Origin of the sequence: Micromonospora sp. NPDC005413 (genome assembly GCF_040606435.1) — a bacterium.
GTDB lineage: Bacteria > Actinomycetota > Actinomycetes > Mycobacteriales > Micromonosporaceae > Micromonospora.
This window is the reverse complement of the sequence record NZ_JBEXEV010000001.1, coordinates 360,206-375,249: the sequence shown is the minus strand read 5'-3', so window position 1 is coordinate 375,249 and position 15,044 is coordinate 360,206. Positions and strand designations below refer to the sequence as shown.

Here is a 15,044-nt window from a genome sequence, read left to right as displayed (position 1 = left end):
GGGCCGCACGGCCCCCGTTGTGGTCAGAAGATGGGAGCCGCCGTCGGAGCCGACAGCTCACCGAGATACGGATGCCAGAGATGTTCGGGGTCCTGCTCGACGGCCCGGATGACGTTCCGCATCTCGACGAGCGCCTTGGGCTCGGCCTCGTCATACATGTTGCCCTGCAACATCTTCAGCACGTCGAGGCGATACCGCGGGTCTTGAACGAACGCGGTGAACAGGATGTTGAGCCGGTAGTAGACCGAGATGAACTCGTACCAGTTGCGCACGCCGCGCCGCAGCAGCATCTCGTACGTCTTGAACCTCTCGCGCTTGAAGTCGCCCGCCTCGGCGGCGGCGATGATGTCCTGGCAGGCCAGCCGGGCGCTGTTGAGGGCGATGCTGACGCCGGTGGAGAAGATGGGATCCACGAAGCGGGCAGCGTCACCGACCATGACGAAGTTGTCCCCGCAGACCTGCGTCATCGCGTAGCTGTAGTCGCCCTCGGACTTGAACGGCCGCACCCGATCCGCGCTCCGCAGCGCCGCCTCGAGCTCGGGCCGGCTGCCGACGCACTCCCAGAAGAAGGCCTCGAGATCCTGCCTGGCGGCATCGGCGAACCGGCGCTTCTGAGTGACGACGCCGATCGAGGTGATCGTGTCGGTGATGGGAATCTGCCACACCCAGGTGTCGGTCAGTGGCAGGAAGTGGATGAAGATGAAGTCGGACTTGGACTGCTCCGCCGACAGTGACTGTCGGTCGAAGCCGTCGAACCAGGTGTGGATCGCGTACTGGTTGAAGACCGAGTCGGCCACCTTCACCTTGAGCTGGTTGCCCAGCGTGGTGTTCCGGCCACTGGCGTCCACCACCATCCGCACCGGCACCTCGCGGTGCCCGTCGGCGGAGCGGGTGTGCATGACGGGGTGCTCGCCGTCGAAGTCGACGCGGTTGACCCGCACTCCGTGGTGAACCTGCGCGCCGAGACTCGCCGCGTTCTCCAGCAGGATCTGGTCGAACTTGCCACGGTCGACGTGGAAGGTGTAATCCCGATCGACGCCGGCCTGATCCCGCTCATTGAACATGACCTCGGCGAGCCGGAAATCATGGGTGAGATTGGAGAAGCCGAGGTGGCTCACCGGCCGTGTCTCGGCCGAGGTCCACGCTGCGCCGAACTTGCGCGGGAAGCCGGCTGCCTCGACGGCGGCCATCGCCCCGGTCTCCAACAGCACCGGCGTGGTGGCCGGGACCAACGATTCGCCCACGTGTTCGCGGGGGAAGTGTGCGCTTTCGAAGACCACGACGGAGAGCCCCGCCTTGGCCAGGTAGGCGGCGGCTGTGGACCCGCCGGGCCCACCGCCGATGATGCCGATGTCCCACTCTGCTTGCATGGCGCCTCCTCGGCCGGCCTGTCAGGCGCGGGGCAACGACAGGATCAGATCGGTGATGGTGTCGAGACTGCGGAAGTGCCGTCCCGTGATGTGCGTCGGCGGCACGTCGACGTCGAGCTCCGCCCGGACGAACGCGATGAGCCGCGCCGTGTTCAACGAGTTCAGGACGCCCCACTCCAGCAGTGGCGAGTCGGGACGCAGATCGACTCCGCTGACCGCGTCACCCTGATCACCGAGCAGCTCCTGGCGCACGTACACCATCAGTTGGCCGAGTATCTCGTCGCGTTGGTCTGTGAGCACAGCCCCTCCCAGGTCGCCGGTCACGTCTCCCCCGTGGGTTGTCACCTAGGGGGCGAGACACCCAACGGCGCTTCCCCTTCTGATGACATCCCTGCTCGATGAATTCTAGGAGCCAACGCGGGTTCGTCAAGGGGATGTCTTCGGAGGATCGACGTCGGTCACTGGCACGACGGGTGGTGACGCCCGCTGGGGGCGGGCGACTCAGGCCAGGACGCCGGTGAGGTAGGTCTGGATCGCCTTGCCCGTGCCCGCGGCCAGCCCGGCGGCGGTGAGCTCTACGATCGCCGGCACGCGGTAGACGTACCGGGTGGTGGCGAGACCGATGAGGTGCGAGCCCACCATCGCGGCGCGCAGCTCGGGCTGGGCGTGGCCCAGCGCCTGGGACAGCGGGAGGATCACCTGCTCGCCGAGGAAGCTGCGGACGGCGTCCGCCGCCATGTCGTTGGCCGTCATGGAACGCAGGATGCCGCCGAGCCGCGCCGCCGTGTCGAGCTCGTCCCAGTGGCTGAAGAACAGCTCGACGGTGCGCCGGCCGACCTGGCCGCGCGGGCCCGTCATCGCCCGCTCCACCAGCTCAGGCGGCTGCAGGGCACCGCGCACCGCCGCCTCGAACAGGCCCTCCTTGGTGAGGAAGAAGTGATGCACCAGCGCGCTGTCGACCCCAGCCTCCTGCGCGATGGTGCGCACCGTGGTGCCCTCGTAGCCCCGCTCGGCGAACTGGCCGCGAGCGATCTCGAGGATGAGCTGATGGCTCACCGTCGGCCCGGCGCGTCGCCCCGTCCGTCGTCGTGGACCACTGTTCGGGGACACCTCCGCGCCCACAAGTTCACCTTTCCCAGTTCACCCCATGCCCTATTCATCGTATGGGGGCAAACGCCATAGTATCGCCTTCCTGCCGACGGAAATAGGCAGGATCTACTGCGAGGTAACAACAACAGCACGTGACGATGCCTTGACACGGTGCCCCGCACGCGCCGTAGCATGGCGCAGTGCTACGAACACGGGCGGTCGTCGGAAGTCTCCTCTTCTTTTGCGCCGCGCCGGGCGTGGTCGCGGGTCTCGGCCCGTGGTGGATATCCGACTGGGAGTTCCATAGACCGTTCGCCTTCTACCAGCCGGTTCGAGTCCTCGGCGTGCTGATGCTGGTTGCCGCGGTGGCGTTCCTCCTCCAGTCGTTCGTGCGGTTCGTCGTGGAGGGCCTGGGCACACCGGCCCCGGTGGCGCCGACCGAGCACCTGGTGATCGGCGGGCCGTACCGTTACGTCCGCAACCCGATGTACGTCGCGGTGGTGACGGCCATCCTCGGCCAGGCGCTGTTCTTCGGCCAGGGCGCGCTGTTGTGGTACGGGTTGGCCATCGCCCTCATCCAGGCCGCGTTCGTGCGGTTCTACGAGGAACCCGGCCTGCGCCGGCGGTACGGCTCCACGTACGACACCTACCGCGCCGCGGTGCCGGCGTGGATCCCCCGGCTACGCCCGTGGCAGGGCGCCAGCTCACTGCAGGCGTGACAGGACCACCCGCATGCGCGGCCGGTCGACCGCGCCGCCGACTCGCGAAGGGACTGGTATGCCGCCCTCTTACGAGGGCTGACCGCCTCCGCCTCCCGACGGAGGGCCACCCGCCGCCTGGGCCACCCGTTCCAGAGTAGGCAGCTCCGCCTGCGTCACCGATGCCTGGCAACTGGCAGTCAACACCGGCAGCCGGCCGGAGACCTCGGCGATCAGCTCGCCGCGCAACAGGTCGTCGCCGCCGGGCTCGCCCCAGATGATGAGCCGGCAGTTCACCTGCTCCGCGCGCACGGATGCCGAGGCAGTCCAGATGATGGGCATGCGGTGCCGTGCCGCCCCCAGCAATTCAACCGTCACGAACTCGGGTGCCGTCTTGTCAGTGCCGTCGCATTGCTGGAAGCCGACGTGGGCCGTGATTTCACCATTGCCCAAGTAACTTAATTGAAACATTACGCGGTACTCGCGCCCACCTACGTCCGCCGGCAATAGTCCCGCCGTCAACAACAGGCCTTCCGGCTCGTAGAAAAGTACTTGGACATCCGTGACCGCTAGCCGTGATGCCTTCATTTCCCTGGTGGCCCCATCCCCCATTAGTGCCCCGCCAGTTCATCGATGGATATTATCCTGTGGAGGGCCCTCCTGTCCCCCCCAAAAATGGGAAAGCCATTGGGGGCAACGTTCGGATACGGGTGTCCCGTCCGGAATGGGTGGGCTCGGGCATGACTTGCCTGAATGAGGCGTCTGAGAGAAATAGGAGCGCGGGAATCCGCTGCTGCTCGACGGCCCGGGATGACCCCGTTGACGTGGGACAACGCGGTGAACCGCACGACCGGCGCCGACTGCCGCACGAGGGCATCGCCGTCCACGCGGCCCAGGCGCCGAGCCTGCCGCTGGCGGTGAAGCCGCCGGCTACGTCGCAACCCGGCCGGGAATCCGACACTACCTGCCTGCGGGCCCACGCCGACCTACTCGACACTACCTGAAGCCAGGCACTACACAACCCCACACACTATTACGCAGAATGGCTAATTAGGTCCTTCTGATGCCGAACCACATCCTAATTAGACACTTCACTACCTGTGTGCTTACAGCTCACTCATCAGACCAATCCCCTGCGGGCAATCACCAATGCCCCGGCGGACGCGTTCGAGGCCCCGACCCTACGGTCGGGGCCTCGATCCGGCGGACCGCTCAGGCCGCGGCGCCGGCCGGGACGCTTTCCTCCTCGTCGTCGACCGCGTGGCCGTGACCCTGCGTGCGCAGGTGTGGGATGAACAGCGCGATCACCGCGCCAGCGCCGAGTGCCACGGCGGCCACCAGGTGAGCGTTCTGCAGGCCTTCGACGAACGTGGCCGTGGACTCGTAGCCGCCGTGAACGCCGAGGATCGCGCCGCCGACCGACACACCCAGTACGGTGCCGGTCTGCCGGATGGCGTTGGACACCCCGGAGGCGACACCCTCCAACTCGGCGGGCGCGAACCCGAAGGCCAACCGACCGATCGGCGCAAGGAAGATGCCCAGCCCGAGCCCGGTGACCACGAACGGCACGACGAGCTTCGAGTACGTCAGATCGTCGGCGACCGCACCGATCCAACCCACGCCGATTGCCTGCATCGTCAAGCCCAGGATCACCAGCGGCTTGCCGCCGATCTTGTCGGTCAGGATGCCGGAGATCGGTGCCGCGATCATCGGCATGGCCGTCCACGGCAGCGTACGAAGGCCGGCCTCCAGCGGCGAGTAGCCAAGGACGCTCTGTAGGTACTGGGTGCCGAGGAAGACGGCGCCGAAGACGCCGAACGGCATGAGGATCGTCGCCACCATGGTGAGGCTGAAGCCTCGGCTGCGGAACAACCGCAGCGGCACCATCGGCGTCTGCGCCCGCGACTGCCAGAAGATGAAAACCAGCACGAGAAGACCGCCGACGATGAATCCCGCCAGCACGGAGGCACTGTCCCAGCCGGCGGAGTTGCCCCGCACGAGGCTGGACACGATGCCGAGCATCCCGGCGGTGATCAGGACGACGCCCAGTGGATCCAGTCGACCGTAGCCGCCGCGGCTCTCACGGACGCGCGTCATCACCGGCAACAGCAACAGACCGATGGGAACGTTTACCCAGAAGATCCACTGCCAGGACCAGGCTTCGGTCACGGCGCCGCCGATGACCGGCCCGAGGGCGATACCGAGACCCACCATCGCGCCCCACAGCCCGAACGCGTGGCCGCGCTGGCGTGCCGGCACGACGCTGGCCAACAGGGTGAGGGTGAGCGGGAGGATGACAGCGGCACCCAGGCCCTGCACCGCGCGTGCCGCGATCAGGTAGTTGATGTCTTCGGTGAGGCCCGCCAGCCCGGACGCGACGGTGAAGACCACCAGCGCGATGGTGAAGACCCGCCGCCGGCCGAAGCGGTCGCCGAGCGCGGCGCCGGTCAACAGGAAGACCGCGAAGGTGAGCGTGTAGGCGTTGACGATCCATTCAAGATCTTCAAGGGTCGCACCGAGTTCGGTGCGGATGACCGGTAGCGTCGTCGTGACGACGAGGGTGTCGATCGCGACCATGAACACGGCGACCAGGGCCGCAGTCCATGTCCAGGCGGTGCTGTGGATCGCTGGGGGTTGCTTGTTGTCCACTCTGTTTCCCTACTCGAGACGGATTGACTGGGAAGGATCGCTGGGGCGATGCCCGTTGCGCTCCTCTCGTCGGTAATGGGGGGGAGAGACCCGGACATATGTCCCGCGCCAATATCCCAGCGGGAATCTGTCCGGCGCCGTCGCGCCGCCGACGAGGCGGCCGAGCACGATGGCGTGATCACCAGCGGCGATCACGTCATGGAGCGCGCATTCGGTGAAGGCGACGGTGGGTTCCAGGCGCGGCATGCCGGCGACGTCGCCGGGACGCCACGCCACGCTCGCGAACTTGTCGTCGTTGTAGCTGGCGAACAGTTCGGAAATCTCGTGGCCGTCGGCAGCGAGGAAGTTGACGGCGAATCCGCCGGTCTCCCGGATGGCGTCCAAGGTGGAACTCACCTGCCGCACACAGAACAGCAGCAGCGGTGGGTCCTTGGAGACGCTGCACACCGACGATGAGGTCAGGCCCTGCGGCCGGCCAGACGCGTCGAGGGCGGTCACCACGCTGACGCCGCTGGCCAGCGAGCCCATGATCGCCAGGAACGCACCCGGCTCCACGTTGACTAATTCGGTGCCAGTAATGGTCCACCTCCTTCGATCGCCGCCAGCAGCGCGGCTCGATCGGTCTTTCCGTTCGGGGTGAGCGGCAAGCTCGTGGCCGCCTGGACTGAGTCGACGATCATGTAGGTCGGCAGCTGCCCGGCGCACCAGCGCTTGATCTCCAGCAGGCCGGGCCGACGGTCGCCCGCCGGCACCACGACCGCGTGCAGCCGCGCGGCGAGCCCGGCGCCGGCGACGATCACCGCGGCCGCCGCGACGTCCGGATGCGCGGCGAGGACGGCTTCGATCTCCCCGGGCTCCACCCGGTTGCCGCGAACCTTGGCCATGTCGTCGCGGCGGCCCAGATACTCCAGACATCCGTCGGATGCCAACCGGCCGAGATCGCCGGTCCGGTACGGTCCCCGCTGCGGCGGTCGGCCCCAGTAGCCGAGCATCACCGTGGGCCCGTCGACCACGACCTCGCCCTCCGGGTAGTCGCCGGTACTGTCGCCGCCCGCGCCGTTCGGGGTCGGCGGGTCCAGGTTCAACACCGCGCCGCTGGCCGACCGGCCGATCGGCAGTGGGCGATCGCGCCCCGCATCGGCGTCGGTCACCTCGTAGGACGCACACACGTTGGTCTCGGTGGGCCCGTACCAGTTCAGCAGCCGCACTCCCGGCCAGGCGGCACGAAGCTCGTGCACGTACCGGATCGGCATCACCTCGCCGGCGAAGACGCAGGCCCGTAGGGCCGGCGGCGGCGGACCATCCAGCAACCCGCCGTCCCGGATCATCAGGGTCAGCGCGGACGGCACCGAATACCAGATGGTGATGCCCTCGTCGCGCACGAACCGGGCCAACTGCACTGGCGCGTACGCCAGTTCGGCGGGGACCAGGTGCACCGACGCGCCCGCCCGGAACGCCGCGTAGAGGTCGAACACCGACAGGTCGAAGTTGAACGGGGCGTGGTTGGCCAGCCGATCCTGCGGCGACACCGCGAGCAGATCGCCGGCCCACTCGACAAACGCTGCCGCGTTGCGGTGGCTCAGGCAGACGCCCTTCGGGGCCCCCGTCGACCCGGAGGTGTAGAGGATGTACGCGGGATCGTCCGGGTCCGGTTGGTGAACTGGCGGCGGGTCGCCGTCGGCCCCCAGCCGCTCCAGCGCGTCCAGCGTCAACAATGGCGGCCCGCCAGGGACACCGCCCTCCCGCGTGACCCGTTCCGCGGCCGGCGCGTCGGCGACGACCAAGGTCGCCGCGCAGTCGGCCGCGATGCGCCACACCCGGGTCGGCGGGTTCGCGGCGGACACTGGGACGTACGGCGCACCGAGCGACAGCGTCGCCTGCATGACGGCCACCGCAGCGGCCCGCTTGTCGGACCACAGCACCACCCGGTCGCCCGGGGACACCCCTGCGCGCGCCAGCCCCGTCGCCAGGCGCGCGGCGGCCGCCGCCAACTCCGCGTACGTGAGCTGTTCACCCTCCGCGGTTACCGCCGGTGCGTCCGGCGTACGCCGGGCCCAGGCGGCCACGTAGCCGTGGATCCCCGCTCCACCCGGCGCATCGGACTGGTCCACGTCCCGCACGGTCGGCACCTCCTTTCTCAAGGCTGCGGCCCTCACAGGCCCAGTTCGTGGGCGATCAACAGCCGTTGCACGTCGGACGTGCCGGAGAAGATGGTGCTGGGCACGGCGTCGCGCAGAACGGTCTCGATCCCGGCCTCGCGCAGGTATCCGAGGCCGCCGAACAGGCGCACCGCATCCAGTGCGCTGGCGACGGCCGCCTCGGAGACGGCCAGCTTGGACAGCGCCACGTTGAGCTCCGAGCCGGCGTCGTTGTCCATCTCCCAGCAGCAGCGATAGAGCAGCAGCCGCGCGGACTCCGTGCGCAGCTTCATCTCCACGATCCGGTTCGCCACCGCCTGGAAGTCGCTGATGCGCCGGCCGAACTGTCGGCGCGAGGTCGCATGCTGGACGCAGCGCTCCACCAGGCGGTCCAGCAGGCCGACGTATCCCGCAAACAGGCAGGCGCGTTCCCACCGCATGGAGTGCTGGAATATGGCTGCGCCCTGGCCCGGCTCACCGAGCACCCGGTGCGCCGGCACCGGACAGTCCTCGAAGGACACCCGCCCGGCCGGCGCCGACACGAGACCCATCTTGTCCAGCGGCGCGCTGACCGTCAGGCCGGGCGTGTCGCAGTCCAGCACGAACGCGGTGACACCGAGATGGCCGGCAGCCGGATCAGTGGTCGCGTAGGTCACCAGCACGTCGGCCACCGGCCCGTTGGTCACGAACGTCTTCTCACCGTTGAGCAGGTAGCCGTCCGGCGTCGCCGTCGCGGTCACGGCGAGCCGCGAGACGTCGGAACCAGCGCCCGCCTCGGTCATCGCGTTGCCGGCCACCACCTCGCCTGAGCAGATTCGCGGGAGGAGGTCTTTCTTCAGCTCCGGCGTGCCGAATCCTGCTACCGGCATGGCGCACGCGAACAGGTGCGCGCCGGAGGCGAACACAAGACCGGTGTCCGCGCACCCCCGACCGAACGCCTCGACGCGCAGCGCGGTATCCAACGCGCCCAGCCCGCCGCCGCCGTACTCTGCGGGAATGCAGAGGCCGAGCAGCCCCAACTGGCCGAGCCGCCGCCAGGCATCGCGGTCGTGCAGCCGGCCGGCGTCGGCGGTGGGCGCGAACGTCTCCGCGACGCTCGCGCGCACCTCGTCGTACGCGGCCCGCTGTTCAGACGTCCAGGCGAAGTCCACGGTGCCCCCTCGGCCGCGCGGTACGTCGACGCGGTGGAATGACCGGGTGGCAGGAGCAACCCGGTCCGTACTGACATATGCTCAAAGGTCTAGACTTAGGCATTTCATCGGACCGTGCGCGCGGGCGTACGAGAACTCGTAAGAGGTTTCCGTGACGCAACAGGGATTCGATGGTGGGACCGGCATCCGGCAGGCGATCCTCGACGTCACCCGGCGGGAGATCTCTGAATGCGGCCTGACCGGGGTGAGCATCCGCAGTGTCGCCCGGCGCGTGGGTGTCGACCCGCGGCTCGTGCGGCACTACTACGGCTCCAAGGAGCAGCTCCTGCGCCACGCGGTGCAGGTCGAGGGCAACCCCGTGGAGCTGGCCGAGCATCTGCTGCGCGGCAGCCGCCGCCGGTTGGGCCGGGCCACCGCGACCGCCCTGCTCGCCCACTGGGACAGCCCTCGCACGACGATCTCGTACCGGGCCCGGCTGTCCGCCTCGCTCACCAGCGACGAGATCGCGGGGCTCATGCGCGACGAGTTCGTGCGGTCGTTCTTCGGCACGTTGGCCGAGGGCGTCAGCCCTGACCGGCACGAACTGCGGGCGGCGCTCGCCGCCTCCCAGGTGATCGGCCTGGCCCTGTGCCGCTATCTGATCGACGGCACCGAGCTGTCCCGGCACGACCGCGACGATCTGGCCCGGATGATGGGGCGCACGATCCAGCACTACCTCACCGCCGACCTGGCTGAGTGATGCCGGGCGCGCCGGCAGCCGAGCCGTCCGCGCGCCCGTCGCCCTGGGCATCCGCCCGCCCGTCGTCGACCGATGCCGGCCCCCGAGCGGGGGTTGGCAACGGCGCGTCATCCCGCCGGCCGGTCACGTTGTCCTTGGTCAGCAGCCGCTTGAAGTCCGCCGGCGCGACCGTCATGACCCAGGCCACCATCAGTAGGCGACGGGCCTTCGTGAAGTGGTAGTACCGCGCGTCCGGGTCGCCGAAGCGGTACAGCGGCGGTACGAACCGCGCCCGGCGCAGCTCCCGGAAGATCATGTCAGCCGCCTCGGTCTGCCCCAGCCCACCGTCGCGTACCCGGGCGAAGACCCCGAAGAACCAGTCCAACATCTGGCGCAGGCCGTCCGGGGTGCGGAACCACAGCCCGCCGTCGGCGAACCGCTCGACCGGATCCCACGTCCCAGCGGCGACGGCATCGTTGGTGGCCCGCTTCAGCGACAGGTGGGCCAGGATCTGCCAGAGCAGCCAGACCCGGCTGTACGCGTTCCACAGCGCGAAGCTGCCGCAGGCGGTGCGGGCTGCGGCCAGCATCTGGTCGTTGAACTCGATCAGGGCGTCCTGGAAGGCTGCCACCTGGGCCAGCGCGGCGGCCGACGCCTGCTCGTCGCGCACCGCGCGCGGCAGCGCCGCGCCGAGCGCGTGGACCACCTCCGCCGTCATCGTCACGTCGCGGGACAGGAACTCGTCGGTGCGGCATGCCGACCGCTCCATCGCGAACCACCGCGGCCCGTGAGTCACCGCCGCCCGGCGCTGCCACCTGGGCGAGGTGGTCCAGCCACCCTGCGCCGTGGCGGAGGCGAACTGCTCCGCCAGGCTCGGGAACGGCGCGACGATCGCCCGGAACGCCGCCTCCGGCTCAGCGGGCAGGTCGTCGAACCTGCCCGCGTCCAGCCCCACGGTCACGCTGCACAGGTCGTTGGCCGCGTCGTCGTGGTTGCGGAAGTCCACCACCTGGATCCAGCCGCCGTCGAAGAGGTGATGCACCGTCCCCCGCGACCAGGCAGTCGCCCCGCGGTAGTCGGCGAGCCGACTGCACTCCTCGAACGGTCGGACGTCGCGCAGGTAAGCGTGCATCATCCGGGACTGCAACGTCAGCGTGCCCGGATTGCCGCCGGCGGCCACCGCTTGCAGGGGTGAGTCCGCTCCGCACGCGTCCACCACGAACCGCGCGGTCGCCGTCTGTCCTCCGCTGAAGGTCAGGTGCACGGCGTCGGATTCCAGCCGAACCTCGGTGGCGGACGCTCGGTCCCGCAGCACGGACGCGCCGTACCCGATGGCCAGCTCCCGGGCGTACTCGTCGACGACCGGCCGGTAGAGGTGCCACTCGCTGTGCTCCCCCGGCACGTGGAACTGCACGGCATGCGCCGGATCGTGCCTGCGGCCCGCGGTGTGGTGCAGGAACGCGAGGCTCTTCTTGATCCCGCTGTGCCGGCGCACCGGCTCCGGTAGGTCCTCGAAGTGGGCGAAGGAGGCGATCTCCGGCACGTCGAACCGTTCGGCGAGCAGGTGCAGCACGGCGGTCGTGTACGGCACGGTGCTGTCGCCCGACGGCAGCACCGTGTCGTCGGGCGAGCCGACGAGCAGGACCCGCAGGTCCTGCCTGGACAGCACCGTGGCGAGCAGGCTGGTCGCCAGATGGCTGCCCAGGATCACGACGTCGTACGACACCGGGGCGCCGGGTTCGGTGGTAGTCATTCAGTCTCCTAGAAGATCTTCCGGCCCAGCAGCTGCTCCTTGCCGGCCTCGCGGAGGAAGCCGAGCATCAGCCGTCGCACGTCCGGCGGCGCCTTGGTCGCCGCCCACAGCATGGTCCGGGCGATCTTGACCGGGGTCGGGTTGATGAACCGCAGGCTGCGGTCCTTCCAGCCCCAGTGGTCCGGCACGAAGGGCGCGCGGTTGAGGTGGTCGTAGAGAGCGTCCGCCGCCTCGTCGCCGGTGATCTTCCCCGCCTCGAAGTCGCCGCACTGCTTGACCATGTCCTCGAACAGTTCGCCGTAGCCCTCGTGGTCGGACCAGTGCAGGCCGGGGTTCTTCACCTCTTCCAGCTCGTTCAGATGCCGGTCGTCGCCCGTGGAGCGCCAGCGGCGGTACGCCTCATGGGCCCGGAAGGTGCCGGCGTTCGAGCCCCACGCCCAGATCCGGAAGACGGCCGTCCACAACCCGTAGTTCTCGAACGAGGCGTACGCGGCGTTGACCAGCTTGTCGTTGCCGTCGAACAGCGCCTGCTGGCGGGTGTTCACCCCCTCGAACCGGTCAGCCGAGAAGTCGTCGTCGCCGACCGCCCGCAGGATCCGCCAGGCCAGCACGTTGACCGCCTCGCAGGTGTTGGACAGGCCACGGGAGAACAGCGGGTCGATGAACGCCGCGGCGTGGGCCAGCAGCACCCATCGGTCGCCAACGGTGGTCTTGGACGAGTACTGCACCCGGTCGGTGCCCACCCACTCCCGCATGGGCCGTGCGCCCTCGAACTGCGCGGCCATGCCCGGGAACCGCTGCATGTGCTTCCAGAAGTCCTCCTCCGGCGAGATGCCGGGCGTCTTCGGGTATTTGCGCGGATCCATCGTCAGGCCGACGCTGCACAGCGGGTTCTTCGAGTCCTTGTGGTTGTTGAACGCGATCACCCACGACCAGCCCCGCGGGAACAGGTGGTGAACGGTGCCCTCGTAGAACGGCACCGGCGGCTTGTCCGCCCCGGTGCGGTTGAACACCTCGTCGGTGGTCTTGAGGTCGATCATGTGGTTCCAGATCGCCCGCGAGTGGTGCTTGTACCGGCACGGGTCATCGCGCAGGGCGAACTTCTCGGCCAGCGGCGAGCGGTAACCGCTGGCGTCCACCACATACCGGCTGCGGAACTGCTCGCCCCGGGTCGAGCTGACCGTCACACCGGAGTCGTCGAAGTCGACGTCGGCGATCGTGAAGTTCACCCGCGCCGTGCAGCCGTACTTGATCGCCGCGTGGAACAGGTACGCGTCGGTGTCCTGCCGGTACATGTGCGGCGTCTCGTGCAGCAGGCTCGGGAAGTTGAACATCGTGACCTGCATCGGATCCTGCGGCTTGCCCTCCTGGTGGTTCAGGAAGGCGAAGTGGTCCTTCTTCCCGTGCCAGGGCGAGATGATCTTCTGGCAGGCGGTCAGCGTCGCCAGGGTCATCAGCTCCGGCACCTTGTACCGCTCGGACATGGTGCGCAGCGACACCAGCATGTTGGGGATGGTGGACTCGCCGATGGCGAACTTCGGGTGCGCCTTGGCGTCGACCAGCAGCACCTTCGCGCCGTTGCGCGCCAGGATCGCGCCGAGCATCGAGCCGGCGAACCCCGCTCCGAGGATGGCGACGTCATAGGTGGCCTTCTCGGCCTCGATCAATTCACTCACCGTGAACTCCAATTTTCTCGGTTTACTTCGGCTCGGGGACGCGCAGCCGGGAGCCGAGCACGGGCCAGCCGGCGAGCTTCTGCTTGATCTCCTCGGCCGGCTCGAACTCGCCCCGGGCGAAGCGCTTGCGCATGAAGAGGGTCAGGCCCTCGTAGGTGAGCTCGCCGATCGCCGGCGGCGCGTCCCGCTTTGCCCAGCGCAGGGTGCCGAGCACCTTGGCGGCGGAGGCACCGGTGATCCGGACGGACGGGTCGGCCAGCCCGAACGCCGGCGGCACGAACGGCGCGCGTGCGAGCCGGTCGCGGATCTGGTTGGCGACGTCCTTGGGCTGGGCCTGCCCCGCGTCGACCGCACGCATCATCCGGCTGACATCGGCCAGGAACTCGAGCACCGCCGCGTGGTCCGGGTCGTCGACCTTGGACCGGTCGAACTCGCGCAGGTCCACCCGCCACCACGGCCGTTCCATCCGCCGCAACACTGCCGGGTCACGGGTCTTGGAGTAGAGCGAGTAGCCCCGGCTGATCTCGAAGGTGGACAGGATCTGGGTCAGCGCCCAGACCCGGAACCAGGCGTCCCACAGGTCCCAGTCCCGGAACGCGATGTACGCGTTGTTGACCAGGTCGTCGTTGAAGTCGAGCTGGCCCTGCTCAAGCTCCTGCACGTACTCGAAGCGCTCGACGGCGAAGTCGTCGTCCTTCAGCGCGTCGAGCAGTCGCTGGGTCAGCGCGTTGATGATCTCCATGGTGTTGGACAGGCCGCGCGAGAACAGTGCGTCGACAAAACCCGCGGCGTGCGACATCAGACACCAGCGATAGCCGACCGTCTTCTTCGGCGAGTACTGCAGGCGGCCCGTACGCACCCACTCGCGTACCGGCGTGGCGTTCGCGAACTGCGGCGCGATGCCCGGGAACCGCTCGAGGAACTGGCGGAACTCCTCCTCCGGTGAGCAGTCCGGCACCGGGTGCACCCGCGGGTCGAACTGCACGCCGACGCTGCACAGGTCGTTGGTGGACCGGGGGTGGTTGTCGAACGGGATCACCCACATCCAGCCGCCGTCGAAGATGTGGTGCAACGTGCCCTCGTGCCACCGGGTCGGGTTGCCGTACTCGCTGCGTGGGGCGAAGTCGTCGAACGGCCGCACGCCGACCATGTGGGTGAACAGCGACCGCGAGTGGTGTTCCAGCCGGGTCGGCTCCTCCCGCAGATCGAATTGCTCCGCCAGCGCCGAGCGGAAACCGCTGGCGTCCACCACGTAACGGGCCCGCACCGGTGCGCCGGGGCCAACGTCGAGCGTCACACCGTCGTCGTCGACCTGCACGTTCGCGATGCGCACCTGCTGCCGGATCACGGCGCCGTGCTTCGCCGCGACGGTGAGCATGAAGTTGTCGATGTCCTGCCGGAAGAAGTGGTTCTCGGTGTTCAGGATCTTCGGGATCTGGAACATGTTGGATTCTTCGGGCCGCTGCTGCTGACCCGGCCGCTGGTAGACGAAGCCGAAGTTCCTCTTCACCCCGCCGGTGGTGTTGATGTGCGCGTACACCGACTCGAAGGTGCTCAGGTACTTGATCTCCGGCACCCCGTACCGCTCGCTGATCAACCGCATTGCCATCGAGGTGTACGGGATGGTCGACTCGCCGACGGCGAAGCGCGGGTGCGTGCCGGCGTCAAGCACGAGCGTGCGCGCGCCGTTCTTGGCCAGGCACGCTGCCAGGGTGGAGCCTGCCAGCCCGGAGCCGATCACCACTACGTCGAATGACCCGTTGTACGCGGCTGCGCCTTCCATCATGGACTCCTTATCCATC

At 68.6% G+C, this 15,044-nt stretch carries 13 protein-coding genes; 2 read left to right on the top strand and 11 right to left on the bottom strand.

Going from position 1 to position 15,044, the window contains the following annotated elements:
• Positions 1–23: 23 nt before the first annotated feature.
• The 3 genes from ABZS37_RS01415 to ABZS37_RS01405 all read right to left on the bottom strand — a co-directional run bounded on the left by ABZS37_RS01415 (position 24) and on the right by ABZS37_RS01405 (position 2,492).
• Positions 24–1,370 (bottom strand): NAD(P)/FAD-dependent oxidoreductase, encoded by a 1,347-nt coding sequence (locus ABZS37_RS01415; RefSeq protein ID WP_355164817.1) that lies wholly within the window; start codon positions 1,368–1,370, stop codon positions 24–26.
• 21 nt (positions 1,371–1,391) lie between these two features.
• On the bottom strand, positions 1,392–1,670 hold the full coding sequence (locus tag ABZS37_RS01410; protein WP_355164816.1) for a phosphopantetheine-binding protein: 279 nt from the start codon (positions 1,668–1,670) through the stop codon (positions 1,392–1,394).
• Between the two features lie 201 nt (positions 1,671–1,871).
• Positions 1,872–2,492 (bottom strand): TetR family transcriptional regulator, encoded by a 621-nt coding sequence (locus tag ABZS37_RS01405; RefSeq protein WP_355164815.1) that lies wholly within the window; start codon positions 2,490–2,492, stop codon positions 1,872–1,874.
• A 167-nt stretch (positions 2,493–2,659) separates the two neighbouring features.
• Between ABZS37_RS01405 and ABZS37_RS01400 the strand changes: the two genes are divergently transcribed.
• The gene (locus ABZS37_RS01400; protein ID WP_355164814.1) at positions 2,660–3,178 is read left to right on the top strand and encodes an isoprenylcysteine carboxylmethyltransferase family protein; all 519 of its coding nucleotides are present in this window, start codon (positions 2,660–2,662) and stop codon (positions 3,176–3,178) included.
• Positions 3,179–3,247: 69 nt separating this feature from the next.
• Here ABZS37_RS01400 and ABZS37_RS01395 read toward each other — a convergent pair whose 3' ends face one another.
• The 5 genes from ABZS37_RS01395 to ABZS37_RS01375 form a co-directional block, all read right to left on the bottom strand.
• Positions 3,248–3,610, bottom strand: a complete 363-nt coding sequence (locus ABZS37_RS01395; protein WP_355164813.1) for a hypothetical protein — start codon at positions 3,608–3,610, stop codon at positions 3,248–3,250.
• 759 nt (positions 3,611–4,369) lie between these two features.
• Positions 4,370–5,806: an MFS transporter gene (locus tag ABZS37_RS01390; protein ID WP_355164812.1), complete on the bottom strand. Its 1,437-nt coding sequence runs from the start codon at positions 5,804–5,806 to the stop codon at positions 4,370–4,372.
• Positions 5,807–5,815: 9 nt separating this feature from the next.
• Complete coding sequence (locus ABZS37_RS01385; RefSeq protein ID WP_355164811.1) at positions 5,816–6,361, bottom strand: flavin reductase family protein; 546 nt, start codon at positions 6,359–6,361, stop codon at positions 5,816–5,818.
• Positions 6,362–6,366: 5 nt separating this feature from the next.
• The gene (locus ABZS37_RS01380; RefSeq protein ID WP_355164810.1) at positions 6,367–7,926 is read right to left on the bottom strand and encodes an AMP-binding protein; all 1,560 of its coding nucleotides are present in this window, start codon (positions 7,924–7,926) and stop codon (positions 6,367–6,369) included.
• A gap of 32 nt (positions 7,927–7,958) precedes the next feature.
• The gene (locus ABZS37_RS01375; protein ID WP_355164809.1) at positions 7,959–9,095 is read right to left on the bottom strand and encodes an acyl-CoA dehydrogenase family protein; all 1,137 of its coding nucleotides are present in this window, start codon (positions 9,093–9,095) and stop codon (positions 7,959–7,961) included.
• A gap of 151 nt (positions 9,096–9,246) precedes the next feature.
• On the opposite strand from ABZS37_RS01375, the gene ABZS37_RS01370 reads away from it, so the two are divergent.
• Positions 9,247–9,834: a TetR family transcriptional regulator gene (locus ABZS37_RS01370; protein WP_355164808.1), complete on the top strand. Its 588-nt coding sequence runs from the start codon at positions 9,247–9,249 to the stop codon at positions 9,832–9,834.
• Here ABZS37_RS01370 and ABZS37_RS01365 read toward each other — a convergent pair.
• Genes ABZS37_RS01365 through ABZS37_RS01355 form a run of 3 tightly spaced genes read right to left on the bottom strand, consistent with a single transcriptional unit; the run spans position 9,812 to position 15,043 of the window.
• A complete protein-coding gene (locus tag ABZS37_RS01365) occupies positions 9,812–11,566 on the bottom strand; it encodes a hypothetical protein (protein ID WP_355164807.1) in 1,755 nt (584 codons plus the stop codon). The genes ABZS37_RS01370 and ABZS37_RS01365 overlap by 23 nt on opposite strands.
• A gap of 8 nt (positions 11,567–11,574) precedes the next feature.
• The gene (locus ABZS37_RS01360) at positions 11,575–13,242 is read right to left on the bottom strand and encodes an NAD(P)/FAD-dependent oxidoreductase (protein WP_355164806.1); all 1,668 of its coding nucleotides are present in this window, start codon (positions 13,240–13,242) and stop codon (positions 11,575–11,577) included.
• Positions 13,243–13,264: 22 nt separating this feature from the next.
• Positions 13,265–15,043: a tryptophan 7-halogenase gene (locus tag ABZS37_RS01355; protein WP_355164805.1), complete on the bottom strand. Its 1,779-nt coding sequence runs from the start codon at positions 15,041–15,043 to the stop codon at positions 13,265–13,267.
• Between the last annotated feature and the right edge of the window lies 1 nt (position 15,044).

Excerpts from the sequence above, each read along its gene's own strand:
- ABZS37_RS01415 (WP_355164817.1), bottom strand. The coding sequence starts at position 1,370 with ATGCAAGCAGAGTGGGACATCGGCATCATCGGCGGTGGGCCCGGCGGG.
- ABZS37_RS01365 (WP_355164807.1), bottom strand. The coding sequence starts at position 11,566 with ATGACTACCACCGAACCCGGCGCCCCGGTGTCGTACGACGTCGTGATC.
- ABZS37_RS01355 (WP_355164805.1), bottom strand. The coding sequence starts at position 15,043 with ATGGATAAGGAGTCCATGATGGAAGGCGCAGCCGCGTACAACGGGTCA.